The following is a 24,639-nucleotide window of genomic DNA, read 5'->3' on the forward strand; positions in this document are numbered from 1 at the left end:
ACGCCCCGCCAAAAACCCGCCTTGCCATCCACACCCGTGCACCCCATCTCGCCCGGTGGAGCAGCGCCGCGCGCCGGCTCTTGAACCCTGAGAACAAATCTGGAACAAGACGGTCCATGCTGACTCATCTTTCGGTGCGCGGTGCGCGCGAGCACAATTTGAAGGGCGTGGACGTCGACATCCCACGCGAAAGCCTCACCGTGATCACCGGCCTGTCGGGCTCGGGCAAATCTTCGCTCGCCTTCGACACCATCTATGCCGAGGGGCAGCGCCGCTACGTCGAGAGCCTGAGCGCCTATGCGCGCCAGTTCCTCGAGATGATGCAGAAGCCGGACGTCGATCATATCGAGGGCCTGTCGCCGGCAATCTCGATCGAGCAGAAGACGACCTCGCGCAACCCGCGCTCGACGGTCGCGACCGTGACCGAGATCTACGATTATATGCGCCTGCTCTGGGCGCGCGTCGGGGTGCCCTACAGCCCCACGACCGGCCTGCCGATCTCCGCCCAGACGGTCAGCCAGATGGTCGACCGGGTGATGGCCTTGCCCGAGGGCACGCGCCTCTATCTGCTCGCGCCGGTCGTCCGTGGCCGCAAGGGCGAGTATCGCAAGGAGCTCGCGGAATGGCAGAAATCCGGCTTCAGCCGGGTGCGCATCGACGGCCAATTCTACGAGATCGAAGACGCGCCTGCGCTCGACAAGAAGTACAAGCACGACATCGAGGTGGTGGTCGACCGCCTGGTGGTGCGAGAAGGCATCGAGACCCGGCTGGCGGAATCGCTGGAGACGGCGCTGAAGCTCGCCGAGGGGCTTGTCTACATGGATCCGGCGGATCCGCCGAAGGCCGATTCAGAGTCGTCCGATGGGCCTGAGGCTGTTGCCGGCGATGTTCCTGCTGCGGCGAAGGGCAAGGGGAAGGCTTCGACAGGCTCAGCCCGAACGGATGCGGGGGACCGGGGTGTCTTGATGGACAATGCCCCTCCGGGGCGCATCGTCTTCTCCGAGAAATTCGCCTGCCCGGTGTCCGGCTTCACCATTGCCGAGATCGAGCCGCGTCTGTTCTCGTTCAACGCGCCGCAGGGGGCGTGCCCGGCCTGCGACGGGCTCGGCGAGAAATTGCTGTTCGATCCGGAGCTCGTCGTTCCCAACGAGAATTTGTCGATCAAGAGGGGCGCGGTGGTGCCCTGGGCAAAATCGAACCCACCGAGCCCTTATTACATGCAGGTGCTCGGCAGCCTTGCGCGCGAATTCGGCTTCAGCCTGGAAACGCCGTGGAACGAGCTGCCGGAAGCGGTCCACAAGACCATCCTGTTCGGCACCGAAGGCAAGCCCGTCACCCTGACCTTCGTCGACGGCCGCAAGAGCTACGACGTCAAGAAGCCGTTCGAGGGCGTGATCGGCAATCTCAATCGCCGCATGCTGCAGACCGAGAGCGCCTGGATGCGCGAGGAACTGTCCAAGTATCAGGCCTCGGCGCCGTGCGAGACCTGCAAGGGCGCGCGCCTCCGCCCCGAGGCGCTTTCGGTCAAGATCGCCGGCGAGGACATTTCGATGTCGACCCGCCGCGCCGTCCGCCACGCCCTCGATTTCTTTTCGACGCTCGAGGAGAAACTCAATCCGCAGCAGCGCGAGATCGCTCGGGCGATCCTGAAAGAGATCAACGAGCGGCTCGGCTTCCTCAACAATGTCGGCCTCGAATATCTCAACCTCGATCGTACCTCCGGCACCCTGTCGGGCGGCGAGAGCCAGCGCATCCGCCTCGCGTCGCAGATCGGCTCGGGGCTGTCGGGCGTGCTCTACGTGCTCGACGAGCCGTCGATCGGCCTCCACCAGCGCGACAATGATCGGCTCCTGGTGACCCTGAAGCGCCTGCGCGATCTCGGCAATACCGTGCTCGTCGTCGAGCATGACGAGGATGCGATCCGCACCGCCGATTACGTCATCGACATGGGCCCGGGCGCCGGCGTCCATGGCGGCACCGTCGTCGCCGCCGGCACGCTGGACGAAGTGCTCGCCAACGAGGACAGCCTCACCGCCGACTATCTCACCGGCCGCCGCGCGGTCGCGGTCCCGGCCAGGCGCCGCCGCGGCAACGGCAAGAAGCTGACGGTGAAGGGCGCACGGGCGAACAATCTCAAGGACGTCACCGCCGCGATCCCGCTCGGCACCTTCACCTGCATCACCGGCGTGTCGGGCTCGGGCAAATCGAGCTTCACCATCGACACCCTCTATGCCGGTGCGGCGCGGACGCTGAACGGCGCCCGGGTGGTCTGCGGCCCGTGCGAGAAGATCAGCGGCCTCGAATATCTCGACAAGGTGATCGACATCGACCAGTCGCCGATCGGCCGCACCCCGCGATCCAACCCGGCGACCTATACCGGCGCCTTCACCCAGATCCGCGACTGGTTCGCCGGCCTGCCGGAGGCGCAGGCGCGTGGGTATAAACCGGGGCGTTTCTCGTTCAACGTCAAGGGCGGTCGCTGCGAGGCGTGCACCGGCGATGGCCTGATCAAGATCGAGATGCACTTCCTGCCCGACGTCTACGTCACCTGCGATGTCTGCCACGGCCAGCGCTACAATCGCGAGACGCTGGAGGTGAAGTTCAAGGGCAAGTCGATCGCCGACGTGCTCGACATGAATGTCGAGGATGCGGTCGAATTCTTCAAGGCGGTGCCGCCGATCCGCGACAAGATGGCGATGCTCGCCGAAGTCGGCCTGGGCTACGTCAAGGTCGGCCAGCAGGCGACCACCTTGAGCGGCGGCGAGGCCCAGCGCGTCAAGCTCGCCAAGGAGCTGTCACGCCGCGCGACCGGGCAGACTTTGTACATCCTCGACGAGCCGACCACGGGGCTGCATTTCGAGGACGTGCGCAAATTGCTCGAGGTGCTGCATGCTTTGGTCGAGCAGGGCAATACGGTGGTGGTGATCGAGCACAATCTCGAGGTGATCAAGACCGCCGACTGGGTGCTCGATCTCGGCCCCGAGGGCGGCGACAAGGGCGGCGAAGTCGTCGCCGAGGGCACGCCCGAGCAGGTTGCCGAAGAGCCGCGGTCGTACACGGCGCATTATCTGAAGCCGCTGCTTCAGACCGGCGCCGCGGCGCAACCCGCCGCTGCGGCACCACCCGCGAAAAAGCCGCGCAAGAAGAAAGTCTCGGCGGCGGAAGCGGAGCGCGAAGCCGCCGAGTGAATATCCCCCTCTCCCCTTCAGGGGAGAGGGCCGGGGAGAGGGGGAGTCCGGCGCGCGTGCTGCCTGCCATTGTCGGGGCGCAAGACGTCGGGGTGTCTTCTTGGGGCTAGGCCGGGCGCGGAGGCCGCTTCTCCGCACGAGGCCACGACGAAGAAGGAATGCCGAACCCCCTTCCGTCTCCTGAATAGCGGGTCTCGACTTCGGATAGTCCGAAAGACGGTAGGGCTCCCGGATCTACGTCGCGTCTCGGAGATGCTGGTGCGGGCGTTTGCGTCGTGGGCGCATATCCGATAGCGTCAAGCAACCTGCTCGGACGGAGATACCCGCCGCGACGGCATGACGGCGTCGAGCCCCCGATGCACTTGAACCACGCACCAGTTTGCGACACGATTGACGCACCGCAGATGCTCAGGCCTGTCGCATGGAACGTTCGGATGCCCCCAGCGGTAGGATGACGCAGCTGAACCGGCAGCGGCATGGCCCGATAGCGGGCAGGAGGCAGAATGACCCACCTCGTGTCCAACCAGCCCTGGGGAGTGATCGATTTCGACACGCAGACGGGCCAGGTGGTGGTGCGCGAAGACTGGTTTTACCATTGGGCGTTGTGGCCCGGTACGCGGGCGCAGTGGACCTATGCCGAGAAGCGAGCCACGCACAATCGCATTGATCGTTCAATCTGGGCGGTATGGAGCCACCGCGTTCCGATCAGCGTGCGGCCCAAGGCGGGTAACCGCCCCCCGCCTTTCGGCGCCCAGGCGCGCGTGAGCTTCGACGTGCGGTGGGCGCTCCGCCGCGGCCACTGGAACGTTACTGTGTGGAAGATGCCGCCGGGCACCGATCCGACGGGGCTGCACCGCTCGTTCGTCAATGAAGCCCGTCACGTCATCGAACTCAATACCGCTGACCTCGCGCCGCGCGGTGCGGGGAACGATGCGGGCGCCTCGACCAACAATTTCGTCACGCCACCGCACGAATATGGGCATACGATGAGCAACCCGGACGAATATAATCTGGGCAGTCCATTCCTTCGCGATAGCGCGAGCCTGATCAACATCGGCCGTCAGGTGCGTGGGCGCCACCTGCACCTGGTGGTAGACGCCCTTGGGCGCCTGGCTCCGCAGTGGACGTTCAGCACGTGATCGCCGGCTTGATCGCGCTCGTCGTTCCGCTCGTTGCCGCTTTGTCGGCGCCGGCGCAGGCGCCGCTCGCTCCGGCGCCTGCAACGACGTGTTCGCTCGATGGGCGCGCCTGTGTCTCTCGAGACCCCGGCGGGCGCGCAGCGTCCGTCTGGCGCCGCGGCCCGCGCGGGGCACGCATGTCGGTGTGGCGCGCTTCGATCACCAGTCCGCGCCTGGCGGTGGCGGACGACGGGCGATCGCTGGTGGAGATCTATCCCGGTCTCAACTTGCTCAACCCCGGTGCGGGTCCGGATACGGTGGTATTCGTGTTTCACCGGCCCGGCACCCGGCCAGTGTCGGTCCGGCTCCGCGAGGTGATCGCCGACGTCGATCGACTGCCTGCGGCAAGCGGATCGCATCGCCAATGGGCGCGCGCTTATGGTTACGACGGGCGCGGCAGCTTCGTCCTCCTGACCGCCGAGGGCCGCAACGTGCGCTTCGATCCTGCAACCGGCCGCCGGCGGTAAGCGCCGGCCTCGCCCGGTACGCTTGCCTCACGACGGCACATCTGAGAGCGTCGGCCAACCTGGCGAGAGGGGGATCGGTGCGAATGGGCGGCTTGTTCGGGGAGGTCTCGTCGGCGGGGCTGGCGATCGCCGCATCGGTGGTGCTTGCGTTGCTTGTCGCCGCCGTCCTTGCCATTCGCCGGCAAGATCGAGCCAGCACCGCGGATCATGAGTCCCATCTCAGCGCCGCTCCACCAACGCGCATGCAGATCCCGATCCGCAACAGCAGCAGCGCGCCCCTGACCCTGTTCATCGAGCCCATTTGTGATCAGTACGAGATTCCTGTCGGCGGGGAGGCAATCGTCACGCTGAGGATGGACGCGGACCATATGCTCGACTGGCATGAGGAGAATTGGCTCTCGCTCTGGGACGGCGGAGTCATCTCCTGCCCGGCGCAGGTGAAGGTGGCCAAAGACCGGCCGTGGGTCGGGCGCGAATAGGATCATGGATCGGCAGGTCCGGAGCCCCGAACGGGATCGGCGCGACCATCGGCGCAAGCAGCAGCGCTAGCCGCAGCCGGACTTGGCCCGAAGTCGGAATGCTCGTCTGCCGCCCGCCTGTGTCGGCGAGGATCCCGGCGCCGGGTTCTCGCGCCGGATCTGGTGCGCCAGTCTGGCGCCGGCGATCAGCAGGCCGAGCAGCAGCCACAGATAACGCGCATCCTCGTAGGAGCCGGTGAGGCCCTGATAGGCGAAGGCATTCAGCCAGGCGAGGCCGAGGCCGAGCGGCACGACAGTTTCGGCACTGAGGCGTAGCGGGCCGGTCTCGCGGGCGACCCCGACCATCAGCAGCAGCAGCGCGCCGAGCCCGACCAGCCCGCATTGCGCGGCCATGTTGAGGTAGACATTGTGGGCATCGGTCTGCCGGTGATGTGCGCCACTCGGGCCGATGTAGAAGACGTCGGCCGCAGGGCTGCCATTGCCCAGCCCGAGCAGCGGATGGGCGAGGACATTCCGGGCGGCGTCGATCCAGGTCAGCATGCGGACCGAGGGCGCGAGCTGCATCGGGCTGGCGGGAACGTCGATCAGGAACGGCGCCGTCGGATGCAGGATCGGAGTCACCGACGCGGCGGCCAGGAACAGCAAGGCGGCGGTGACGCCCCCCGTGATCGCAAGCGCCGCGATTGGTCGAGACCGCTCCCCAAAGACGAGCCAGAGCCACAGCCCGATCGCAAGCAGGAAGCCGCCAAGACCGGGGGTGAGCGAGAAGATGGCGGTGACGGCGATCGCGGCGAGCAGCGCGACGAAATTGCGGCTGCCGATCCAGCCGAGGCGGTGCGAAACCAGCAGCACGGCCAAGGACACAGTCAGGTAATTGCACAGCAAGGCGGGATATTCGAAGGTCGCTTCGATCCGCGGATAGCTGCCGGGGCGCAAGGTGCCATATTCGTGCAGGGCGAAGCGAAGCAGCGGGCCGCCGATCCCTGCGACGAACAGAAGCACGGTAAGGGTGCCGACAACGGCGGTGATCGCGGTCGCGGCAAGCCACCATCGAAAGATGCGGCGAAGGTCGTCGGCGGTGTCGACCAGCTGGTAGGCAAGCACCGGCAGGCTGAGCAGATAGGCCTGCGACGCCAGCTTCACCAAGGCCCGGCCAGGCTGCGGCGACACCCAGGTGCAGACAGACATGGCGAGGAAATAGACGATCAGGATCGCGAACAGGCGGTGCCACCGCAACCTCGTCCGGCCGGTCAGCAGCGCCAACGCCAGTGAAGCGGCAGTCAGCAGGAAGAGGAGATCGGTCGCTTTCGCCTCCAGCCCGCCCACCTCGACCGACGGCTTCATCAGCGGCAGCGACAGGACGAGCAGCAGGAAGAAGAATTTCGCGGCGCCGATCATCGCAAAGGTAGAGCCGAGCCTCATTTCATTGTCCAGACCGGTGGAGCTCGCGTGGCTTGCCAGGAGTCCGAGCGTGCGGGGAATTGTGCTCGAAAGGAAAGTCCCTTTGGGGGTGTAATCGCCGGAGCAATGCGCCAGGCGGGATGGGCCACGCTCCGAGTGGGCGGCGCGCGAGGAGAATGCGGGCTCCGCCGCTTTGCGATCCGCGTACGTAGCTTACACGAATGGTGGCGGGGACAGGATTGCCATAGGCCCGTCGCATTGTGGTCGAGAGGCGCTGAGATGATTTGGCTTCTGTTGATGTCCGGCGTCGCCGCCCTGGCGATCGTGCGGGATGAACTGCGGGATCGCGCCCGCTTCTGAGCTTCTTCGTACGCGTGCCAATAGCGCGGCTACCCTCGCCCACTGGGAGTAAGGGAGCGTGCCGTAAGTGCACGTATCAATGAGCTTGATCGCCTGACCGGCAAACTCCGGGCGTCGCCTGCTGCCCCTACTTGCGGGCACGATAACATCTGCCTCCTAAGTTGCACTGGTGCGCTTGCCGTGGCCATGTGCGCCCATCATGGCGGCGGCCACTTCGCGTCTTTGCGGCTTTGCGTCATCGCCTTTCCTGCTTCGCTTTCGTCTCGCTGAGCGAAAGGAAGAATTGCCCACGCGAAGCCGCAAAGACGTGAAGGGTTTCGTGCTGAGCCCGACAATGCGCGGGCGCGACGTCTTCCGCGGTGGCTGCGGAGTCCGACCTGGAAGACGGCCTCCATGTGCGCCGGTGCGAAGCCTCTTCGAGATCCCGGCCGTCGCCGGGATGACGCGGGGGACGGGGGCGACGGGGCGGCGAGGCTGACGCGGCGGCGAGGGTGACGGGGCGGGGAATTATCAGGAAGCGGGGCATGAGGAGGCGGCTGGGATAAGGTGGGCGAGGTGACGAAGGACGGGGATGGTGAGGAGTGCGGGATAACGATGGAGCCGGGTCAACTCGGACCGGGATGACGCCGGAGCGAGGAGAAGCAGATTGTTGTCGGCCGCTGGAGGCGGTAGCACGCGATCAGGAAAGCAGAACCATAGGAGCAGGGATGTCGACCGGACGAGTTGCAGCAGTGGCGCTGATGGCATCCGCGCTGGCCTTGTCGGCGTGCGGCGAGGGCCAGGCGCCCGCTGCGCAGAATGATGCCGCCGTCGTCGCGCCGGCTGCCGCCGGCGTCACACGTCAGGAAGTCGTGCCGCCGGAGGCCCCGGTCGCGCCGATGCCGGCGCAGACGGTGATCCAGAGTCAGCCGGGGCCGGACGGATCGCAGGTCGATCTTCTGAAGGTCGCCGTGACCGGTGACATCCTGACGGTGACGATGCGCTGTTCCAGCGAGCAGCGGATCAACACCGAAAGCTTCGGTCTCGAGGGGATCAGCGTCATCGATGACGCAACCGCACAGCGTATCGGCGTTCTCAAGGACAACGAGGGCAAATGGCTGGCGTCGAATGCCAGCGGCAACAGCATCCAGGTCGGATGCGAGGCCAAGCCGGGGATCCTCTGGGCGAAATTCCCGGCGCCGCCGGCGACCAGCAAGACGGTGTCGATCAACCTGCCCGAAACTGCACCCTTCGACGGCGTGCCGGTGACGCGGTGACACGCTTCGGCGCGTTGCTGGGCCTCGCAGCGACGCTTGCCGCCTGCTCCGGTCAGCCCGACGCGCCGGGCAATGCGGTGGCCGGTGTCGGTGACGGCGCCGCAAACGCGATCGGCGGCAGCGATGCGGCGCCTGCGGCGCCGGCCAGCGGCGCGCCCGCTCCTGCGGCCGGGGGCCTCAGCGCAGAAGTCAGCGCCCTTACCGGCGACGTCAGCGATCTCAACGTGCGGGTGACGGACCTCGGCACGGTGGTCGATCTGCCTTCCGATGCGCTGTTCGAGTTCGACAAAGCGGAGCTGACGCCGGACGCGACGACCGCGCTGCGCAAGGCCGCCGAGCTCATCCGCCGCGGTGGCCTCGGGCCGGTCCAGGTCGTCGGACATACCGACAGCAAGGGCGACGATGCCTACAATCAGCGCCTGTCGGAAGCGCGGGCACGAAGCGTCGCCGCCTGGTTCGGCCAGGAAGTCGGCGTTCGACAGCGGTCCTTCCCCGTCACCGGCAAGGGGGAGACGGCGCCGATCGCCGCGAACGCCAGGCCGGACGGCAGCGACGATCCCGAAGGCCGCGCGCGCAATCGCCGGGTCGAAGTCGTGATACCGCGTGCCGCCCAGGGCTGAGGCGATGCCTCTGCGGACCGTTGCACGCTGCCAGAATATCAGGAGACACTTTGAGACAGACGAGATTCGCGACCGCCATTGTGCTGACGATGCTTGCCGCTTCCTATCCGGCTTACGGCCTGGTCCGTTCGGCGGACGATAGCGCGGCCAGGCTTTCGCGCACTGCGAGCGCAGTGGAGAATTCCTGGCTTGGGACCTACCGCGGCAAGTTCGAAGGCGCTGACGGAGAGATCGAGATCGCGCCGGCCGGATCGGACCGGCTCGCCATCCGGATCATCGTCGGTGCGCCCGAATGCTCCGGGTCGATCGATTTCGAGGCGCCGGTGCCGACCGCGGATCGCCTTGTGCTGACCAGCACGGACGAGATGACGGAAGGGCTGTGCACGATCACGCTCGCACGCCGGGGCCGGACGATCAGGAGCCTCGAGGAGGGGTGCGCGGCGTCTCACGGCAGGCTCTGCACGTTCACGGGCAAGGCGAAGCGGCGCGATTAGCGGCCGGATCTCCGGCTGTTGAACTGCCGAAGCGCACAGAGGGCCTGATCCGTCGTGCGCCGCGAGAGGTCACCTCGACACGCGCGCTGATCCGGATGCCCAGCCTTCTTCGCGGCTTTGCGGCTTTCCGTGATGTCCCTTTCTGCTTCTCTCTCACCATGCCGAGTGGAAGAAGGATAGGTCACGCAGGCCGCAAAGACGCGAAGGGTAGGGGAGGGCGGACCGACGCGCACGGCGGCATTCTCGGCGTGTGCCGGCGCTTCCGGAGCGCGAGAACCGCCTCCATCTGCGCTGGTGCGAAGCCTCTGGGGCTGACGCGTGAGGGCGCGCCGATGCGTGCGCGGGGAAGGCAGGTCACGCATGTCGGAGATATGCTGCGGATCACGCCCTGGTGAGCCGGCTGGGCGACGAGAGTCGCAGGTAGTCAGCGAGCGGACCTGGCGAAGGCGCTTTCCGCCTGGCTGCCCGCTCAGTCTGCGACCGGGCACTTCATCAGGAAAAAGCCCTTGGTCACCTTGGCTCTGCCGAGCGCCGTACCGAGCGGGCCGCTGAGGAACAGGGCGTCCCACATCAAGGTGTCGATCCAGATGTCCGGGCCTGCGAGTGCGGCACGGGAGACGACGAGATCGCCCTCGTGGAGGATCTTCGAGAAGATGTAGCGTCCTTGTCCCCCAGGCTCAATGTTCTTCGATTGCGCGGGCAGCAGCGCCTGCTTGGCGTTGCCGAAATCGATGCAAAAATAGTCGCCCTCGACCGGTGTCGCGCGATCCTTCTGCAGGAATTCGATCCGTTGCAGCCGTCCTCCGCCGAGATCGAAGTCGCGCAGGACAGCGGCTGCGGCGCCCGACACGAACCAGCAGCCCCCGGCCTTGAATAGATGGGGAGGGCGATAGGTGTGATCCTTGGCAGAAATGCCGCCGAACACCTGGCGCGGAACATCGTCGGGGTCGAGCGGCACGCCGTTGCGGATCCGGGCGCTGGCGGCGATCACGCGATCGACGTCGTCTGCGCTGACGTCGGTGCGCAACGGGCGCATGTTGCTCGGATGCGGCATGGCGTCGCTGTACCAGACGAATTCGTTCACTTCGGCTCCCCTTTGACGGTCCGCGGCGCGTGCACCCACGGACAGGGAATAAGCGAGACCAGTTAAGGCCGAGTGGATCGGCGCAGAGCGCCCTTTCGCCTGCCAGCGAGTTGTCCTGACCCGGGTGTGACGGCCGCGGTCGTCAGGACACGCGCGCTTGTGCTGCCAAGGGCTCCTTCGCAACTTTGCGGCTTTGCGTTAATATCCATTCTGTTTCTCGCATGCGCGGAGCTCAGGAAAAGGAAGGTTGGTTCACGCGAAGCCGCAAAGACGCAAAGGGGCCGTGCGACGGGCGGACCTTGGCGCGTGCGGGCGTGTGCAGGGTGAGGCGGATCTCGGTGCGGAAGAGGCGCCCCGGTCTGCCTTTGCGCCGGTGCTAACCTTCGTCGGGATCCCGGCCTTCGCCGGGATGACGAGGGGGCAGTGGGGACGTCTCAGGCCGCCGATGCGCGACCTTGCGGTCTTCAGACCGGCGGCGCCGCGTCGTCGACGCGGCGCGCGGGCTGTTTACTTGCGCGCCTTGCGGGCGGCGTAGCGGGCGTCGCGGGCGGCCTTGCGCTCGGCTTCGGTCTGGAACTTCGGCAAGGCGGCCTTGCGGGCTTCCTCGGCGGCTTCGGCGGCGGCGATCGCATCGGCCTTGGCCTGCTCGGCGGCTTCGCGCGCAGCCTGCTCGGCGGCCTGCTTGGCGGCGATCTTCTCGGCGGCCGCGGCTTCGCGGCGCTGGTGGGCTGCCTGGCGATCGGCGAGCACCTGGGGGTCGATCGGCGGCTTGTTGCGCAGCTTCTCGAGCGCCTTGTTTTTCGCCTCGATGGCGCGGGCGGCGCGATCCTGGAAAGTTTCGTTGAACGACATTCGTGTACTGATCCCGATGTGCAAAGAGGGTAACGGCGACGCGGGAATTCGGTTTCCGACGCGCGCACCTTGCCGGCTCCTTGCCCGAAAACGCCGTTTCGATCCATCGCTTTGTCGTTCCCTGTTCGGGGCAGCTGCATCGCATCGGGAAAATCGGCGGGTCGCAGTGGAAAAAGGCTGGCGGTGTATTACATCGATACGGCACAAGAGCGCGACGGCGCAGGATGGGGGAGACGCGGGAATTGCATTGTCCGGAATGTGCCGCCGAGGTGCCTGCCTATCGGGAATTCTGCCCGAAATGCGGAGCGCCCATCCATCGCAGCCGGCGCGAACGGCTGAGCGCGCAGCCAAGTGCGCGATCGGAGGAGGAGCTGAAGCGCAACCGGCGCAAGGTGCTGGTGATCGGCGCCGCGATCCTGCTGGCGATGGGCATTGCCGGCAAGGTGTCGTGGGTCGGCGGGTCGATCGAGCACGAACGCGAGGATCGGCCGCGCGGCCCGGCGGTGGTGCAGGCGCAGCAGCTTTTCGAGGCCTATCGGGACGATGCGCGTGCCGCCGACAAGCTCTACCGCCGCCGCGAGATGGTGGTCACCGGCCAGTTCGTGCGGATCGCGCCGGACGGCCGCGGCGATCCCGATCTGCGCCTCGCGACCTCCGATCCGCAGGCGCCGCTCGGCATCGATCTGATCCGGGCCTCGCACGAACAGGCCACGCAGCTGCGGCCGGGGCAGACGATCACGGTCAGCTGCGAGCGCGTCGACCGGACGGGTGACGAGCGCTGGCTGCGCAATTGCGCGATCCAGACGGTGAAAGAGGGGGAGTCAGCGGCACCGGTGCCGGCGTCAGTGCCCGCGCCGGCGACTCAGGCGGACAGGAATAGCGGCTGATCATTGTCGTGCGACGCGTCTGGAGTGACGCGCGGATACACACCAGTGACGGGGCGACTCTCCACCAGCACGGTCACGAGCCCGGCCAGCCCTGCAACAAAGAACAGGATCTGTGCTGCCCAGAAGAGCTGGATCGATCCCTTGTAAATGGTTGGTCCTTTGACCGGCGGGCGCTCGAGTGTGCCAGCCAGGCTGAACAGAGCGAAGATGCCGCAACCGATGCTGAACACCATTAGAGAGAGAGACTTGACAGAACAAGGCATCGATTGCCACCGAACAGAACGCCCGGGGTATCTGGATTGCCAAGGAGTGCGATAGCTCCACCGAGCGTAGCTGTGGCAAGCGTGAGAACCTGTTTCAAGGATTCTTCGGCAAAAATCGAATGCCTTCAATCGTTTTTGCCTTGCGTTACCCGAATGGCCCCTTCGGGTGCGGATCCGTGGCATTCCAACGTCCGCCAATGCTGAAGAAGGTCGCCTCCGCATGATCGGGTCAGCAGATGGGGGGAGGCAGGGACAGAAAAAGTCCCGGAGTATCGCCCCGACTTCTCGGACCGACACGAGAGCGCTCCGGGTGATAGTCTGCGAGAAGTTGCGGCAGCACCCGCTAAACTGCCATCTCTGCCTCGTATCTGAGCTGATCGCTTACTTCGGGTTCTCGCGGCAATCCACGCTGCCTGCGTTCCTCGGTGAAATCCCGCTCCATATTCCGGAGGAAATCGAACGCGGTATCTTCCAGGTCCATTTCGTGCTCACGCATGCGCGCTCGCAGCATGGAGGCAAAGAAGCCATCTTCAGGATCTGCGGGCATACTCTTCCCCTTCTGTCGCTTGGGTGCGACGCAGAGAATGTGGGCGCGATCTCGACCATCGACCGGGCAAGGAGCGGTGCCGAGCATCCGCGCCGTACCGCCGACAAAGCGCTGGCTTGCCGACAGCACTCCGTCGAAGGCGCGAGGCGTTTCCCCGCAACCCTGCGACATGATCGCGGCATCCGACATTATGGCGTCGGCATCCTAGACGGCGGCCCCTTCGAGTTGGCGATCACGCCTCGGCTGGCCGACAATGACATCACGGGGCCGGCACGAGAATACCTGCAAGCGCCCCGACCGCAGCGGTGGCCAACGGCAGGAGCAAGGATGCCATATCCAGATCCTTGATAAACACTGCAGCGATTGGAATGAAGACGGCCAGGCCGAGAGCGATCACGACGATACGATAGACCCAAGTGTCGGGCACGGCGCGCGCGTGATCGATGTCCTGCTTGAGCTTCTCTTTCTCAGCTAACGGGAGATTGCTGCCGTCGATTGCGGTGCGCACCGCCGCCAGATCGAGTCGTGACATGTTTCGTCTCCTTCCCTTCCAATTCACCGATCCCGGAGCGGGATCGTTGGGCATCGCCACGTGGAGCCGCTTCGAGCAGCGCATTGCTGAAGCTCTCGGCGCCAGTTCAGCGACTGCGAATCATAGGCATGGCGCCCCGGCGGCGCGCGTGACGGCCGTCACACGCCGCGCCGATGCCGGATGGGGGTGACCCTCGGGAGTTTCCTCAAGGCCGCCGGTGACAGGCCGTTCGCTTCGAAAGAAGGCGCGCCCTATAAGCATTTGATCGGTGAAAGGGGATGTCAGGGCGGTGGCGAAGGCGCGATCTTCTGGTGACGTGGCGTGTTTGCGCGATTACGATTCCGGCGGTGGTCCCTGGCCGGAGGTAAAGAATGCGCCGAGCGAAGTTTCTGGCCGTCTTCGTCGCTGCCCTGGGGCTGTCGAGCTGCCAGCCTCCGGAATATGAGCTCAGGCCCTTCTTCAAGACGGGCTTCCTGTACCTCGATCTTGAATTCGAGGGCATGTGGCCGTTCAAGTGGGACGATTCGGAGGCGGAGGCGCGTTATCTCGAGGTCGTGACCTCCGACACCGTCCTGTGGGCGATCGAGGCGAGCGATGCGCCCGGCTGCACGACGCCGACGGCGAACCCTGCGTACCGGGAGCGTACGAGCCTCCGCTTCCCCCTGAGGTTCGGGGAGGCGCCGCGTTGCTTCAATACGCTCGCGGCTCCGAGACCGTTGCCGAGAGATCGTGACATCCTCGTTCGCAGCACCGGATCCGTGACGGACGGATCAGGCGCGTTCAGGATCGAGAGCGGGACGTTGGTGCCCGCACGCGACGCACAAGCGCTCTGGACACACGCTCCGTCGCGAAGCGGCCTGTGGCAGGCTCCCGAAACGCAAGTGCCCGGCGACGCGAATGCGGTCGGCGACACGGAAGCAGGCGACGGGACGGACTCGAACCAGGCGCAGGGATTCTGACGCGGGGTCCCCAATCTTCGGCGCGGTGCTGGTGGGGATCAGGAGCCTGAACGGTCCCTTGGAGGTTTGCGCGTAAAGGCAGGCCTCGACGTCGGATTGAGCGTCGTCAATTTGCCGGTGGTTCGATCGTGCGCGCTGTAGCTGTTGAGATCGTTGCCGCCGCCATAGGCCGTGCCGTAGATGGGGTGCCGCCAGATGCCGCCGCCCATGGTGCTCACGCCACCCGCCTCATGCCCCGATGGCGCGCGCATCGCAGGTCATTTGCTGATTACGTTGAGGTTTAGGTTCCCTCCGGCATTGCGCCGTTCATTCGTCCTTTCAAGAGCCTTTCTCCAGCAGTCTTCGGCATGGCCGCCCCCGCAACGTAACCTTCGAGTATGCATCCGTCCCCTCGGCTTTGTCAGGACCAGGTAAGCCCGAATCGACTTGGACGATCGGCATGTCGGTCTGCTGCATCCGGAGCTGCATCAGCCGGGCGGGACGTCGCCCAGGCGCAGGCCCGCGATCTCCTGGCGACGTGGCGTCTCCGATCTAGGACGGCGGGGCAGCAGACTTCACGGCAGCGATGACACCGCTCTGAACCTGTCGGCCAACCCCTTGCGAAAGAACATAGCCGGCGAGGCCACCCAAAAGGGTGCCAAGCGCTTCTTCGTTCAGGCGATCCGCTAAGCCTAGGGCCAGGATGATCCCGAGCAGGATGAGGATCGTGACGAACTGCACGATCTGTCCGGAGGAGACCAGTTCAAGTTGTATCTCGTCCGAAAACATCTTCAATCCGCCGAGTACGATCGCACCAACGCCGAATATGATCAGCATCAGAACGGGAATGTTCTTGGCTACACGCGCCGCCGCGGTGCCCTCGCTCATCTCCGCTAGAACGTTCTGGCGGCGCTCCTGCAGGTCCTTCAGTTCACGTTCGAGCCCGGTTTTCCGACCTGCCAGATTTCCGAATTCATGGCTTAGCTGGTCGATCCCTCTGCCAATCCGATCCAGGTAATTGTCAATGCCAATCGAACATATCTCGTCCAAATCAGGTGGTCCCTCTTCCCAGACATAGCTCGATTCGGACTTCCTGCTATAGGTCGCAAGCCCGCTAAGGAGAGCGTTGAGTTCGGGCGGCAAGGTCGTCGCGCCCGATCTGTTGCCTCTGCAAAGAGAAGTCTTATTCACTGCGCCTCGGATCGATTGCAGCGTCGTTCTTGCCGTTCGCAGGTCGACTGCTCCGGCCAGATCGTTGAGTGACCTTAGTTCATTGTTCACGCGGAAGATTTCGCGTTCGATTCTGGAGAGCTCGCTTACAAATGCGTCTTGTCCAGCATTCGGTTTGATCGGATGCGACGATGACGTTTGAGGCACAGCGGCGACGTTGGTCTGAGCTGCGGCGGACGCACCCGCTGCGGACACCAGTAGGACGATCGAGACCCTCAGCAAGCGCGTCAATAACCAGTTCATGTCGTGCCCTTCCTCTGGCTTTCCCCCCATTCCGATGGGGTCTTGCGAGCGAGGAACCTTAGTGCACGTCGTTGGAGCGCTTCGTGATGGCGGTCACGGCTTGCAGTTTCCGGAAGTGGGAATCCGATGTGTCTGATCGTCGCCGAAGCGTGGGCGAGACTCAGCCCACGCTTGCCTGGGCGGCGAGCGCTCAGTCGCCCCGTGCCGGTTGCTTGCGCCGGAACGGGTAGAGCGCCTGCGCCCGGTAGCCCTGCGGCACCTCCTCGGGGACGCCATAGCCGCTCGGCCATTGGCCCGGCGGCAGCAAATGGGTGCCGAACAGGCGGTCGAGCCAGGGGAAGTGGATCGCGAAATTCTTGTCCACCGCTTCGGGCTCGATGGCGTGGTGCCAATGGTGGAATCGCGGCGTCACCAGGAAGCGCCCCAGCCAGTCGAAATTTCCGCTGACATTGGCGTGGACCAGCGACGAATAGACGTAGACGAAGCCGACATAGGCCTGAAGCACCGACGGGGCGAAGCCGATGGTGAGCAAGGGCAGCGAGGTGATGCCGCGCAGCGCGATGATTTCGATGAAGTGCATCCGCGCGCCGGCCAGCCAGTCCATCCGCTTCGCCGAATGATGGACGGCGTGGAAGCCCCACAGGAAGGGGACGCGATGGAAGGCGCGGTGGAACCAATATTGGGCGAGATCGGTGAGCAGCATCGCTTCGAGGAACTGCAGAGCCCAGGGCTGGGCGGCGACCATAGAGCGGAAATCGGCAAGGCCGCCGGTGCGTGCCATTACCAGGGTGGACGGGGCCATGGCGAGGAAGGTGATCAACTGCACCATCATCGAGCTGACCAGATAATAGAACAGGTCCTCGCGCCATTCCTGGCGAAACAGCCGCTGATCCGCGCGGTGCGGGAAGATCCGTTCCAGCGGCGCGAACATCAGGCCGGTGACGATCATGTTAATCGCGAAGAAATCGACTCCGAAGAAGATCCCCCAATCGTGCAGCGCGCGCGGCTGCACGTTGGCGCCGCCGAGCAGGGTCGCTGCGAGCGCGACCAGCAAGGCAGTGGCGCCGAGCACCTTGCGCGGGCGCAGCATCAGGCTGAGCAGGGCAAGGCCGTAGGCGGCGAGCAGGACGAGGTGAACGAAGCCGCGCAATCCCGGCCAGTCGCGCACCGCTTCGAGCTCGGGCGTGCCGAACAGTCCCGACCAGCGCAGCGACACGACCAGGCTGAGGCCGAGCAACGCGAGCAGCAGCGCGAAGAAGCCGGCGAACCAGCCGCTGCCGAACCGCCGCGCCGCCACAGGCGCCTCCAGATCCTGCCCTAATTTCCTTGCCCACGCGCGCATCGGCCGCTCCCCTGTTCGGAGACGTTCTGGCCTGGGTGGGGAGCGACATCAAGCGCCTGTGCAAGAGCCCGGCGCGAGCGTCTCGAACATGTCGGCATTCAAAGGCGTGCCGTGTTCCTATTTCCGAGAGCCGGCGAAAGGCGGCCCCCGGTGAAGGGCCGATGCCGTCGTTAACCTCGTCTTAGCCTTGCTGCGTCACGAGTGCGGAACGGCAGGGAGGCGCGCATGAAGGGCTTGGTTTTCACCACATTTTTCGGTTTTTGCGAGGCGCGTCATGGCGCCGACATGCTCGAGGATGTGATCGAGTCCGCGAACCTGCCGCATGGCGGCGCCTATACCAGCGTCGGCACCTATCCGTTCGAGGAGATGGTCGCGCTGATCACCGCGGCGGTGCAGGCGACCGGATCGACGATGCCGGCGATGCTCGAGGAATTCGGCGCCTATTGCTTCGCCAGCTGGGTCAAGAAGTTCCCGCATCTGTTCGACGGCAAGGATCTGTTCGACGTGCTCGCCGGAATCGACGGCTTTCACGAGACCGAGGTCCGCAAACTCTATCCCGATGCCGAATTGCCGTCCTTCGTGGTGGTGGCACGCGATGCCGATTGTCTTGTGCTTCATTATGCCAGCTGCAAGCCGCTCGCCGATCTCGCCGTCGGGGTGATCCGCGGCGCCGCCGATTATCTCGGTGCGTCGGTCGAGATCGGCTATCGCCAGGAGCGCGACGCCGTGCGCTTCGAAATCCGCCGCGCGCGTAACCTGCTCGCCGCCTGAGCCCGTGTCCGAGCCCTCCCTCGATCGCCTGCAGAAGCGGCTCGACCGCGAGCGCATGGCGCGCGAGCAGGCGGAAGCCTTGCTCGAGCAGAAAAGCCGGGAGCTGTTCGACGCCAACCAGCGGCTGACCGAGACGAACGCTGCGCTGGAGGCGCGGATCGCGGACGCGCTGGCGTTCCAGAACGATCTTCATACGCAGAAGGCGGCGCTCGAGCATACGATGCGCAATCTCGCCGAGGTGGTGGCGACGATCGAAACTATTTCCGGCCAGTCGCGCATGCTGGCGCTCAACGCGACGATCGAGGCCGCCCGCGCCGGCGAGGCGGGGCGTTGCTTCGCGGTGGTCGCCAACGAGGTCAAGGCGCTCGCCAACCAGACCCGCGAGGCGACATTGCGCGCCGGCAAGCTGCTGCGCGAGGACGGGGCGGCGGCGCTGGCCTTGTAACCCCCCGCCGGTTGGCGTCAGCTCGGCACGGCGAAATGGGCTGGACCGGCTTGCAAAACCGGCCGGGAAGCGCACAAGGCGGACGCGGCCGATTTGGCGTCGTCGGCGCGTGCTGCGAGGTGGCGCAGGTTCGAGGAGACCGCATGATCGAAGCTCCGCCCGCCGCCATCAGCCTTGCGCCGGACATTCCGCAGAATTTCAGCATCGAAGCTCCGAGGAGGGCGGCCGCGCACCAACGGATCGTTCCCGCCTGCCCAAGGGCTGCCGATAACGGCTCCGGCGAGATCGTGGTGTGCGGGCGCCGGGACGATCGGCGCTATCGCCTGGAGGCACCCTCCCGCGCTGCGGACGCACGGATGGAGGAGATCAACGACAGCCTCTCGATCAAGGTCGGCTCCGCCCGCATCGGCTCCTTCAAGGATTCCTCAGGGCAGAGACGTTTGGGTTTGAACGTGCGGTTTTGAAAATCGCGGCGCTCCTTGGTCTGGAGTGGCGTGATCCAGACGCGAAAACGTGCCGAACCGTCCGGGCACTCCGGGTGCCGGTCGTCGGTACCGGCACTCTGGAGGTCTGGATCTCGAACTGACGTCCGGTTGCGTGGTCGATCGGCGGAGGTACGGAAATCGTGGCGAAGGCCGCTCATGAAGCGCTGGCGTAGAGCCGCCAACTCGGATCCGCGAGCGAGACTGCAGCGAAAGCGGCTTCGTCGTTATCGGCGCGAGGTGATTGCGTATGACCAGCGAGGCAGGGCGCTCGCAAGCAGCGCGCCTCTGAGCGTCACCAGGTGAAACGCCTCGCCTACAGCCTGTTCATTCTGATTGCGGCCTTGCCGACGCTCGTCCCGATGGCCGCCGTTGGATTGGCGATCCAGGGGATCGTGCTGACGGCACGGGGCAGCGTCGTCGGCGCGATCTTCTGCTTGGCGGCCGCGGTCTATCTGGCCCTGGTCATGTTCGCGCCGACGAGCGCCGTGCCAGGCGCCAGGACGTACCGAGCGCTCTGCGACGCCGAGCGGGAGCGTGGGCGTGCGACGCAGCTGATGCGCGATTTGACGTCCGGCAAGCGCGGCGTACCCGGGGCGCTCGAGGCGAGGCGAACGCCAGGCGATCCGGGCGATCCGGCGGAGCGGGATCTAAGGGGCTGATCTCTCCTCGCGTTTTCCGCGTTCAGGGGGCTGGAGGGTTCGCAAGCGTCGCGTCCAGGAACGCCACCACCTTGGGCCAGCTGTCGGCCCGCGCCGCCGCATTGGCCTGCGCGGTGCCCCCGATCGTCGCCCAGTGGCGCATCGTCTTGTGCTCGGGGGGGAGCGGGGCGCCCATCACCGCATGGCCGGCCTCGGGATAGGTGAGCAGCTGAACGGCCGGGCGGCCCGCCTTGCGGGCACGCGCCTCGACGGCGCGCCCCATCGGGCAGGAGGGCCACAGCAGGTCGCGTTCGCCGCAGACCATCAGCAGGCGGCCGGCGAAGCGTTCGACCGGGATCTCGGTCTCGGGATGCTTGCCGAGCTCGGCGAGCGCGTTGACGAACACCGGGAGCAGATCCTTGCTGCCGTCGCCGGAGCCATAAGCGAGGCTCGGCACCGGCGTTCCGCCCTGGGACCAGGAACTGATCCCGCCGAACAGGATTGCCGGCCCCGAGAGGCCGTCCCAGACGACGTTGGACGGCATGCCGGCGACGACCGCACGAACACCGGGATAGCGGGTCGCGACCAGCAAGGCGGCTTCCGCGCCCTTGGAATAGCCGACGATGGCAAGCGCCGTTCCGTCGACCTCGGGCCGGGCTTTCAGCCAGTCGAGCCCGCGATAGAAATGCTCCAGCGGCACGCGTTCCAGCTTGGAATGCTTGCCGGGCACGTTGAAATAGCCGAGGTGGAGGACGTTGTAGCCGGCCTTTTGCAGCAGAAGCGCCTGCAGCTTCAGGTCCTTGCCGAGACCGCCTTCCGATCCGCCGAGCAACAGGATACCGGGCCTCCGTGCCTGGCCGGCCGTAAAGTAATTGGCGAACAACCCGCCTTCGTCGATCCGTCGCCCGGTCGTACCGGCGTCGACGATCTCGGCCGGCTTGGCCGGCTTCAGCAAATTCCACGCGAACAGCCCCCCGGCTGCGACGACCAGGAACAGCACTACGCCGATCGCGATCTTCCAGCGACGTTTCATGATCGATCGTCTCCCCCACGCAGAGAGAGGTGGCCCACCGCCATCGCAGCATGATCCGCGCCTCGCGACCATCCGCCCGAACGCGCGGGACGAACCGTCAGACTCCAACGCCGGTCGATGCTTCGAACGTCCCCTTCTCTGGCTCGATGATTGCCGGATTACTGTTCCTTGTCCAGCTTCGCAGCATCGGGACGTGACGTCCTATCATTCACTGCACTTGACGGCGCAAACCCTCGTCGCCGTCTTTGTTAGCCTCCGCATCGGCCTCGTCGGCATCAGTCAAACGCGAATGCCGCTTCGCTCAGCGCCGGCCGGCCAGCGTCAGCAGCGCATCGCCCGAGACACGCTGCACGGTCCATTCGTCCTGCGCGACCGCGCCCTTGGCGCGGTAGAAGTCGATGGCGGGCGTGTTCCAATCGAGCACCCACCATTCGAACCGGGCGCAGCCACGGTCGACGGCGAGGCCGGCGATCGCCTTGAGCAGGGCCGCGCCGGCGCCGCTGCCGCGCGCGTCCGGGGTGATGTAGAGGTCGTCGAGCCAGATCCCGCGCCGGCCGGTCCAGGTCGAGAAGGTGGTGTAGAAGATCGCGAAGCCGATCGCCGAGTCTTCGCCGCCCTGATCGCCGCTGCGCTCCGCGATCAGCGCCTCCGCCGCCGGGCGCGCGCCGAACAGGGCCTCGTGGAGCATCGCCTCGGTCGATTCGACCGAATCGGGTGCCTGCTCGAAGGCTGCGAGCTCGCGGACGAAGCGGTGGATGACGGGCACGTCTGCGGGCGCGGCGGGGCGGATGGAGAGAGTCATGGGAGCAGCCTTATCGAGACGCGCCGATCACCGCCATGCCTTGGCGGGGGTGGCGTGGGGCGACGGCCGGGCTTCGGGGACCTGCAGGCTCCGGATGTCCCTCATTCCGCGCCGGAATCCGCGATCACCAGGCAGATCGACTCCCGGGCAAGCGCGATCGCCTGCTCGCGGCTTCGCCTGGCCGGCGCGGGCGCGGGGGTGGAGAGGGGCGGCAGCAGCGGCGCGGCATAATCGACCTTCACTGCCCAGTTGACGTTCTGCGGCAGCGTCCCTTCGGCTTCGAGAAAGGCGTCGACCGCCGCCTGCGCAGCGATGATGCCGACGACCTGGCCGGCCTCGTTGACCAGCGGCCCGCCCGAATTGCCCGGCTGCACCGGCACCGAGATTTGCATATAGGCATTCTCGTCGCCAAGCCCGGAGAGCGCACTGACGGTGCCGTCGGTGAAACGCGGCTCGGTGATGCCGAGATAATTGGCGGCGCCGTATCCGATCGTGAACACGCGGTCCCCGGCGTGGAGCGCGCCGGCCGGCGCAAAGCCGAGATAGCGGGCGGGCCGCGCCTCGACCTTGAGCAAGGCGAGATCGTTGGCCGGGCTGACCCGGGCGATCGCCGCGTCGTGGACGATTCCGTTCGGCATCCGGCAGCCGATCCTGCGGGCGCCGTCGATCACATGATAGCTGGTGAGAACGTGCCCGGCGGGCCCGATGAAGAAGCCGGTCCCGACCGACAGTCCCGGATCCTTCGAAGCGGAGTCCGGCGCCGCAGGGGTGTGCCCCCGCGTCCCCCGGCCGGCCAGAAAGGCCTGGGCGTGCGGCATCGGCGCCTCGACCTTGACCTCGGTCCCGGCGGGCGTGCCGCAGGCGACCTGCAGGATCGACTCGCCGATCGAGCCTTTCTCCACCGGTGCCGGGGCCGAGGGCGCGATCTTCATCATCGGCATCACCGCGCCGGCAGCGTCGTAGGCGATCCGATCAAGCGTCGCGAAGGCCCGCGATCCGCAGCGGAAGGAATAATGGGTGGCCTGATGCTGCTGCCCGTTCGGCAGCGCCGCTTCGCCGATCGCAAGCGCCCAGATGTCCACCCGGTCGCCCTTGCCGCGGGCGATCGTCTCGCGGTCGACATAGGTGACGACCCGGCTCGGCGCGGCGCCGTTGAGGCCGATCCACCACCATTCGGCGGCGTCTGCGGGCACTGACGACGCAGCGAGCAGGAAGGCGATCGAGGCTCCGAGTTTCACCAGCGCACCCCCTGTGGCAGCGAAAACCTTGTTCCTCTTCATCCATGATCCGGGCGAGGATTACAAATCCGGAATGGCGGCGTCCGTCGCCGGGCATGGTCTACCGACGATGCAGCGAGTCCGTCCCGGCGGCTGTCGCCGGCTCAGCCCGGGTAGCGTTCGAACTTGGGCAGGCTGTCCAGTTGCTCGGTCCATCCGAGATGATCGGCATATTGGATGTGCGCGCCCGGCGCGTGCGCTGCGGAGTCGTCGAGCGTCGCGCTCTGAATGTCGGTGATGCCGGGCAGGAAGGCCTCGTTGAGATACAGCAGGCCCGTACCGCAATCCCCGCAGAAATGCCGCCGGCCGTGTTCGGAGGAGGGATGAACCTTTGGGGTGCCCGCGGTGATCCGGACCTGATCCGACTTGAACGCGATCCACGCCACCATCGGCGCACCAGCGGACCGGCGGCAATCCTCGCAATGGCAGATGGCATGATGCAGGATTTCACCCTCTGCCTCGTAGCGCACCGCCCCACAATGACATCCGCCGCTCGCCATCGCCAATCTCCCCATGTCGTTCGAATGCAATGTGTCGAGGCACGGACGCCATGTCCAGCCACCGCGAAGAGAGAGAGGGGTTACGCGACGGGAGCCGCTTCGCAGTCGCTAGCCATCGGCCAATTTGATCAGCAAGGTCGTCACCAGCTTCTGCGGGTCGGGCTCGATCGAAGGATTGTTGTCATGTACTTCGAGCCGGCAGGCGAACAGATCGCCGTGGTCGGTGGTTTCCACATCCCACCTGATCCCGGTCTCCTTTGCCCAGCCGACAAGCATCGCGGTGGCATCCATCAGCCCGTCATAGGGACCGGTGTAGGTCATACTGACAAAGCGTCCGCCCGGAAGTTCACCTTCGATCAGGCGCCCCGACACAGGAACAGGGGCGTCGGTCGTCATGCCGACTTCGATCTCGAGGCGCGGCATGTCTATGCGATTGAACTTCATGAATTCCTCGCCGTTCGGCTCGACCTCCGCAAGTGCAAAGGCCGCGAACAACTCGTCGAAAGCCGGATCGACATCCGCGTCGAACGGGATTGTCACGGGCATCCGCACCGCGACATAGCGGCGCGGTCGACGCTCAACGATCCTGGGCATCGTCAACACGGGCTTCTTCTCCAGAAAAGATGGCGCGCTCGCCCTGCCGCCGCCGACGTCGAACGGGCGCGCGCGTTGGACCAGGGGGCGCCCGTCCGCAGCGGCTGGGAATTGCCGGCCCCAGTGTCGCCTCCGAAACCTCAGGCGGCCACTCGAGGGTTTCGGCGCTGCTATTTGGCGTAGAGCGCAGCTTCCGCCGCCCGCCGCCGGGTCAATCCCGGGAGCACCTTGCCGGCGGCCTTGTTCCATTTCGCGAACTCGGCTGCCGCGCCCTTGGAGTCGCCTGCCTTGTGCAGCCTCAGCAACGTGCTGGTGGTGAAGTTCTTGATGCCGACATTGTAGGCGAAACTGACCATCGCATCGAATTGCGGTTGCCTGGTTCGTGATGAGCCGATCGCGTTCGTTACCGCTTCTGCAAATTCGCGGAGATGCTCGTTGAAGCGATCGTCGCATTGCTGCTGTGTCCAGATCGTGCCCGGCACGATGTCGGCGCCGGTCGAGCCCCAACCGATCGTCCAGGGATCGCCGCCGCTTCCCGGATCGGGATATGCGTGGAAGTGACCATCCGGCCCTTCCTTGGCGCAGCCTTCGAATTGCTGGATGAGCTTGGCGCACTTCGCGCTCGGAACCATGGTGACCCTCCCCCTCGAGGTTGCACGTCTTCGTGCCCCACATCGATCCTAAAGCAATATTCGCCACCGACAAGATGGCGAGGGTGGACGCGTTCGCTCGG

At 65.8% G+C, this 24,639-nt stretch carries 28 protein-coding genes; 13 read left to right on the forward strand and 15 right to left on the reverse strand.

The window, feature by feature from the left end; translation table 11 throughout:
- The first annotated feature begins 116 nt into the window (after positions 1 to 116).
- The 4 genes from uvrA to C7I55_RS09030 all read left to right on the forward strand — a co-directional run bounded on the left by uvrA (position 117) and on the right by C7I55_RS09030 (position 5,312).
- The gene (gene uvrA / locus C7I55_RS09015) at positions 117 to 3,188 is read left to right on the forward strand and encodes an excinuclease ABC subunit UvrA (RefSeq protein ID WP_106512615.1); all 3,072 of its coding nucleotides are present in this window, start codon (positions 117 to 119) and stop codon (positions 3,186 to 3,188) included.
- A gap of 503 nt (positions 3,189 to 3,691) precedes the next feature.
- A complete protein-coding gene (locus C7I55_RS09020) occupies positions 3,692 to 4,327 on the forward strand; it encodes a hypothetical protein (RefSeq protein WP_106512616.1) in 636 nt (211 codons plus the stop codon).
- A complete protein-coding gene (locus C7I55_RS09025; protein WP_106512617.1) occupies positions 4,309 to 4,833 on the forward strand; it encodes a hypothetical protein in 525 nt (174 codons plus the stop codon). Before C7I55_RS09020 ends, C7I55_RS09025 begins: the two co-directional genes overlap by 19 nt.
- Before the next feature lie 83 nt (positions 4,834 to 4,916).
- Positions 4,917 to 5,312 carry a hypothetical protein gene (locus C7I55_RS09030; protein ID WP_106512618.1) on the forward strand — a complete coding sequence of 132 codons (396 nt, stop codon included), beginning with the start codon at positions 4,917 to 4,919 and terminating at the stop codon, positions 5,310 to 5,312.
- A gap of 66 nt (positions 5,313 to 5,378) precedes the next feature.
- On the opposite strand, the gene C7I55_RS09035 is transcribed toward C7I55_RS09030, so the two are convergent.
- On the reverse strand, positions 5,379 to 6,734 hold the full coding sequence (locus tag C7I55_RS09035; RefSeq protein WP_109043766.1) for an O-antigen ligase family protein: 1,356 nt from the start codon (positions 6,732 to 6,734) through the stop codon (positions 5,379 to 5,381).
- 1,046 nt (positions 6,735 to 7,780) lie between these two features.
- On the opposite strand from C7I55_RS09035, the gene C7I55_RS28750 reads away from it, so the two are divergent.
- The 3 genes from C7I55_RS28750 to C7I55_RS09045 are packed head-to-tail and all read left to right on the forward strand — an operon-like array spanning position 7,781 to position 9,443.
- Positions 7,781 to 8,329: a hypothetical protein gene (locus C7I55_RS28750; protein WP_233222126.1), complete on the forward strand. Its 549-nt coding sequence runs from the start codon at positions 7,781 to 7,783 to the stop codon at positions 8,327 to 8,329.
- Positions 8,326 to 8,949, forward strand: coding sequence for an OmpA family protein (locus C7I55_RS29190; RefSeq protein WP_269845202.1), 624 nt, complete (start codon positions 8,326 to 8,328; stop codon positions 8,947 to 8,949). The genes C7I55_RS28750 and C7I55_RS29190 overlap by 4 nt, the downstream gene beginning before the upstream one ends.
- A 50-nt stretch (positions 8,950 to 8,999) precedes the next feature.
- Complete coding sequence (locus C7I55_RS09045; RefSeq protein ID WP_106512621.1) at positions 9,000 to 9,443, forward strand: hypothetical protein; 444 nt, start codon at positions 9,000 to 9,002, stop codon at positions 9,441 to 9,443.
- A 469-nt stretch (positions 9,444 to 9,912) separates the two neighbouring features.
- On the opposite strand, the gene C7I55_RS09050 is transcribed toward C7I55_RS09045, so the two are convergent.
- Positions 9,913 to 10,527 carry a hypothetical protein gene (locus tag C7I55_RS09050; RefSeq protein ID WP_106512622.1) on the reverse strand — a complete coding sequence of 205 codons (615 nt, stop codon included), beginning with the start codon at positions 10,525 to 10,527 and terminating at the stop codon, positions 9,913 to 9,915.
- A gap of 507 nt (positions 10,528 to 11,034) precedes the next feature.
- A complete protein-coding gene (locus C7I55_RS09055) occupies positions 11,035 to 11,379 on the reverse strand; it encodes a DUF6481 family protein (RefSeq protein WP_106512623.1) in 345 nt (114 codons plus the stop codon).
- 224 nt (positions 11,380 to 11,603) lie between these two features.
- Between C7I55_RS09055 and C7I55_RS09060 the strand changes: the two genes are divergently transcribed.
- Positions 11,604 to 12,266 (forward strand): OB-fold protein, encoded by a 663-nt coding sequence (locus C7I55_RS09060; RefSeq protein WP_106512624.1) that lies wholly within the window; start codon positions 11,604 to 11,606, stop codon positions 12,264 to 12,266.
- Here the strand turns inward: C7I55_RS09060 and C7I55_RS09065 are convergent.
- The 3 genes from C7I55_RS09065 to C7I55_RS09075 all read right to left on the reverse strand — a co-directional run bounded on the left by C7I55_RS09065 (position 12,242) and on the right by C7I55_RS09075 (position 13,608).
- The gene (locus C7I55_RS09065) at positions 12,242 to 12,499 is read right to left on the reverse strand and encodes a hypothetical protein (protein WP_106512625.1); all 258 of its coding nucleotides are present in this window, start codon (positions 12,497 to 12,499) and stop codon (positions 12,242 to 12,244) included. The two genes, C7I55_RS09060 and C7I55_RS09065, sit on opposite strands and share 25 nt — an antisense overlap.
- Before the next feature lie 373 nt (positions 12,500 to 12,872).
- Positions 12,873 to 13,265, reverse strand: coding sequence for a hypothetical protein (locus C7I55_RS09070; protein WP_106512626.1), 393 nt, complete (start codon positions 13,263 to 13,265; stop codon positions 12,873 to 12,875).
- Positions 13,266 to 13,335: 70 nt separating this feature from the next.
- Positions 13,336 to 13,608: a hypothetical protein gene (locus C7I55_RS09075; protein ID WP_106512627.1), complete on the reverse strand. Its 273-nt coding sequence runs from the start codon at positions 13,606 to 13,608 to the stop codon at positions 13,336 to 13,338.
- A gap of 371 nt (positions 13,609 to 13,979) precedes the next feature.
- Between C7I55_RS09075 and C7I55_RS09085 the strand changes: the two genes are divergently transcribed.
- Positions 13,980 to 14,567: a hypothetical protein gene (locus C7I55_RS09085; RefSeq protein ID WP_106512629.1), complete on the forward strand. Its 588-nt coding sequence runs from the start codon at positions 13,980 to 13,982 to the stop codon at positions 14,565 to 14,567.
- A 38-nt stretch (positions 14,568 to 14,605) separates the two neighbouring features.
- Here C7I55_RS09085 and C7I55_RS27735 read toward each other — a convergent pair whose 3' ends face one another.
- From C7I55_RS27735 to C7I55_RS29450, 3 genes are all read right to left on the reverse strand, one after another.
- Positions 14,606 to 14,785, reverse strand: a complete 180-nt coding sequence (locus C7I55_RS27735) for a hypothetical protein (RefSeq protein WP_146150976.1) — start codon at positions 14,783 to 14,785, stop codon at positions 14,606 to 14,608.
- 313 nt (positions 14,786 to 15,098) lie between these two features.
- On the reverse strand, positions 15,099 to 16,019 hold the full coding sequence (locus C7I55_RS27740) for a hypothetical protein (protein WP_146150977.1): 921 nt from the start codon (positions 16,017 to 16,019) through the stop codon (positions 15,099 to 15,101).
- A 190-nt stretch (positions 16,020 to 16,209) separates the two neighbouring features.
- Positions 16,210 to 16,764, reverse strand: a complete 555-nt coding sequence (locus tag C7I55_RS29450) for a sterol desaturase family protein (RefSeq protein ID WP_408640602.1) — start codon at positions 16,762 to 16,764, stop codon at positions 16,210 to 16,212.
- 822 nt (positions 16,765 to 17,586) lie between these two features.
- On the opposite strand from C7I55_RS29450, the gene C7I55_RS09100 reads away from it, so the two are divergent.
- From C7I55_RS09100 to C7I55_RS09115, 4 genes are all read left to right on the forward strand, one after another.
- Complete coding sequence (locus C7I55_RS09100; RefSeq protein ID WP_106512632.1) at positions 17,587 to 18,132, forward strand: heme NO-binding domain-containing protein; 546 nt, start codon at positions 17,587 to 17,589, stop codon at positions 18,130 to 18,132.
- A gap of 4 nt (positions 18,133 to 18,136) precedes the next feature.
- Entirely contained in the window at positions 18,137 to 18,577 is a 441-nt protein-coding gene (locus C7I55_RS29195; protein WP_332888414.1) for a methyl-accepting chemotaxis protein, read from the forward strand.
- Between the two features lie 143 nt (positions 18,578 to 18,720).
- A complete protein-coding gene (locus C7I55_RS09110) occupies positions 18,721 to 19,041 on the forward strand; it encodes a hypothetical protein (protein WP_106512633.1) in 321 nt (106 codons plus the stop codon).
- A 320-nt stretch (positions 19,042 to 19,361) separates the two neighbouring features.
- Entirely contained in the window at positions 19,362 to 19,721 is a 360-nt protein-coding gene (locus C7I55_RS09115; RefSeq protein WP_106512634.1) for a hypothetical protein, read from the forward strand.
- 22 nt (positions 19,722 to 19,743) lie between these two features.
- On the opposite strand, the gene C7I55_RS09120 is transcribed toward C7I55_RS09115, so the two are convergent.
- From C7I55_RS09120 to C7I55_RS09145, 6 genes are all read right to left on the reverse strand, one after another.
- Positions 19,744 to 20,733, reverse strand: a complete 990-nt coding sequence (locus C7I55_RS09120) for an acyl-CoA thioester hydrolase/BAAT C-terminal domain-containing protein (protein ID WP_158266348.1) — start codon at positions 20,731 to 20,733, stop codon at positions 19,744 to 19,746.
- Positions 20,734 to 21,034: 301 nt separating this feature from the next.
- Positions 21,035 to 21,535 carry a GNAT family N-acetyltransferase gene (locus C7I55_RS09125; protein WP_106512636.1) on the reverse strand — a complete coding sequence of 167 codons (501 nt, stop codon included), beginning with the start codon at positions 21,533 to 21,535 and terminating at the stop codon, positions 21,035 to 21,037.
- 101 nt (positions 21,536 to 21,636) lie between these two features.
- Complete coding sequence (locus C7I55_RS09130) at positions 21,637 to 22,773, reverse strand: S1C family serine protease (RefSeq protein ID WP_158266349.1); 1,137 nt, start codon at positions 22,771 to 22,773, stop codon at positions 21,637 to 21,639.
- A 143-nt stretch (positions 22,774 to 22,916) separates the two neighbouring features.
- Complete coding sequence (locus C7I55_RS09135) at positions 22,917 to 23,312, reverse strand: GFA family protein (RefSeq protein ID WP_106512638.1); 396 nt, start codon at positions 23,310 to 23,312, stop codon at positions 22,917 to 22,919.
- 108 nt (positions 23,313 to 23,420) lie between these two features.
- The gene (locus C7I55_RS09140) at positions 23,421 to 24,155 is read right to left on the reverse strand and encodes a GyrI-like domain-containing protein (RefSeq protein WP_106512639.1); all 735 of its coding nucleotides are present in this window, start codon (positions 24,153 to 24,155) and stop codon (positions 23,421 to 23,423) included.
- A complete protein-coding gene (locus tag C7I55_RS09145; protein WP_106512640.1) occupies positions 24,077 to 24,538 on the reverse strand; it encodes a lysozyme in 462 nt (153 codons plus the stop codon). The genes C7I55_RS09140 and C7I55_RS09145 overlap by 79 nt, the downstream gene beginning before the upstream one ends.
- Positions 24,539 to 24,639: the final 101 nt, after the last annotated feature.

Source organism: Allosphingosinicella deserti (assembly GCF_003012735.1).
Classification (GTDB): Bacteria; Pseudomonadota; Alphaproteobacteria; order Sphingomonadales; family Sphingomonadaceae; genus Allosphingosinicella; species Allosphingosinicella deserti.

Bases quoted from the DNA above. Each gene is read 5' to 3' on its own strand.
- C7I55_RS29450 (WP_408640602.1), bottom strand. From the start codon at position 16,764: ATGGTCGCCGCCCAGCCCTGGGCTCTGCAGTTCCTCGAAGCGATGCTG.
- C7I55_RS27740 (WP_146150977.1), bottom strand. From the start codon at position 16,019: ATGAACTGGTTATTGACGCGCTTGCTGAGGGTCTCGATCGTCCTACTG.
- uvrA (WP_106512615.1), top strand. From the start codon at position 117: ATGCTGACTCATCTTTCGGTGCGCGGTGCGCGCGAGCACAATTTGAAG.
- C7I55_RS09065 (WP_106512625.1), bottom strand. From the start codon at position 12,499: ATGGTGTTCAGCATCGGTTGCGGCATCTTCGCTCTGTTCAGCCTGGCT.
- C7I55_RS09035 (WP_109043766.1), bottom strand. From the start codon at position 6,734: ATGAGGCTCGGCTCTACCTTTGCGATGATCGGCGCCGCGAAATTCTTC.
- C7I55_RS09125 (WP_106512636.1), bottom strand. From the start codon at position 21,535: ATGACTCTCTCCATCCGCCCCGCCGCGCCCGCAGACGTGCCCGTCATC.
- C7I55_RS09100 (WP_106512632.1), top strand. From the start codon at position 17,587: ATGAAGGGCTTGGTTTTCACCACATTTTTCGGTTTTTGCGAGGCGCGT.
- C7I55_RS09060 (WP_106512624.1), top strand. From the start codon at position 11,604: ATGGGGGAGACGCGGGAATTGCATTGTCCGGAATGTGCCGCCGAGGTG.
- C7I55_RS09120 (WP_158266348.1), bottom strand. From the start codon at position 20,733: ATGAAACGTCGCTGGAAGATCGCGATCGGCGTAGTGCTGTTCCTGGTC.
- C7I55_RS09030 (WP_106512618.1), top strand. From the start codon at position 4,917: ATGGGCGGCTTGTTCGGGGAGGTCTCGTCGGCGGGGCTGGCGATCGCC.
- C7I55_RS09070 (WP_106512626.1), bottom strand. From the start codon at position 13,265: ATGTCGGATGCCGCGATCATGTCGCAGGGTTGCGGGGAAACGCCTCGC.
- C7I55_RS09145 (WP_106512640.1), bottom strand. From the start codon at position 24,538: ATGGTTCCGAGCGCGAAGTGCGCCAAGCTCATCCAGCAATTCGAAGGC.
- C7I55_RS09135 (WP_106512638.1), bottom strand. From the start codon at position 23,312: ATGGCGAGCGGCGGATGTCATTGTGGGGCGGTGCGCTACGAGGCAGAG.
- C7I55_RS09055 (WP_106512623.1), bottom strand. From the start codon at position 11,379: ATGTCGTTCAACGAAACTTTCCAGGATCGCGCCGCCCGCGCCATCGAG.
- C7I55_RS09020 (WP_106512616.1), top strand. From the start codon at position 3,692: ATGACCCACCTCGTGTCCAACCAGCCCTGGGGAGTGATCGATTTCGAC.
- C7I55_RS09110 (WP_106512633.1), top strand. From the start codon at position 18,721: ATGATCGAAGCTCCGCCCGCCGCCATCAGCCTTGCGCCGGACATTCCG.
- C7I55_RS28750 (WP_233222126.1), top strand. From the start codon at position 7,781: ATGTCGACCGGACGAGTTGCAGCAGTGGCGCTGATGGCATCCGCGCTG.
- C7I55_RS09085 (WP_106512629.1), top strand. From the start codon at position 13,980: ATGCGCCGAGCGAAGTTTCTGGCCGTCTTCGTCGCTGCCCTGGGGCTG.
- C7I55_RS09140 (WP_106512639.1), bottom strand. From the start codon at position 24,155: ATGGAACAAGGCCGCCGGCAAGGTGCTCCCGGGATTGACCCGGCGGCG.
- C7I55_RS09075 (WP_106512627.1), bottom strand. From the start codon at position 13,608: ATGTCACGACTCGATCTGGCGGCGGTGCGCACCGCAATCGACGGCAGC.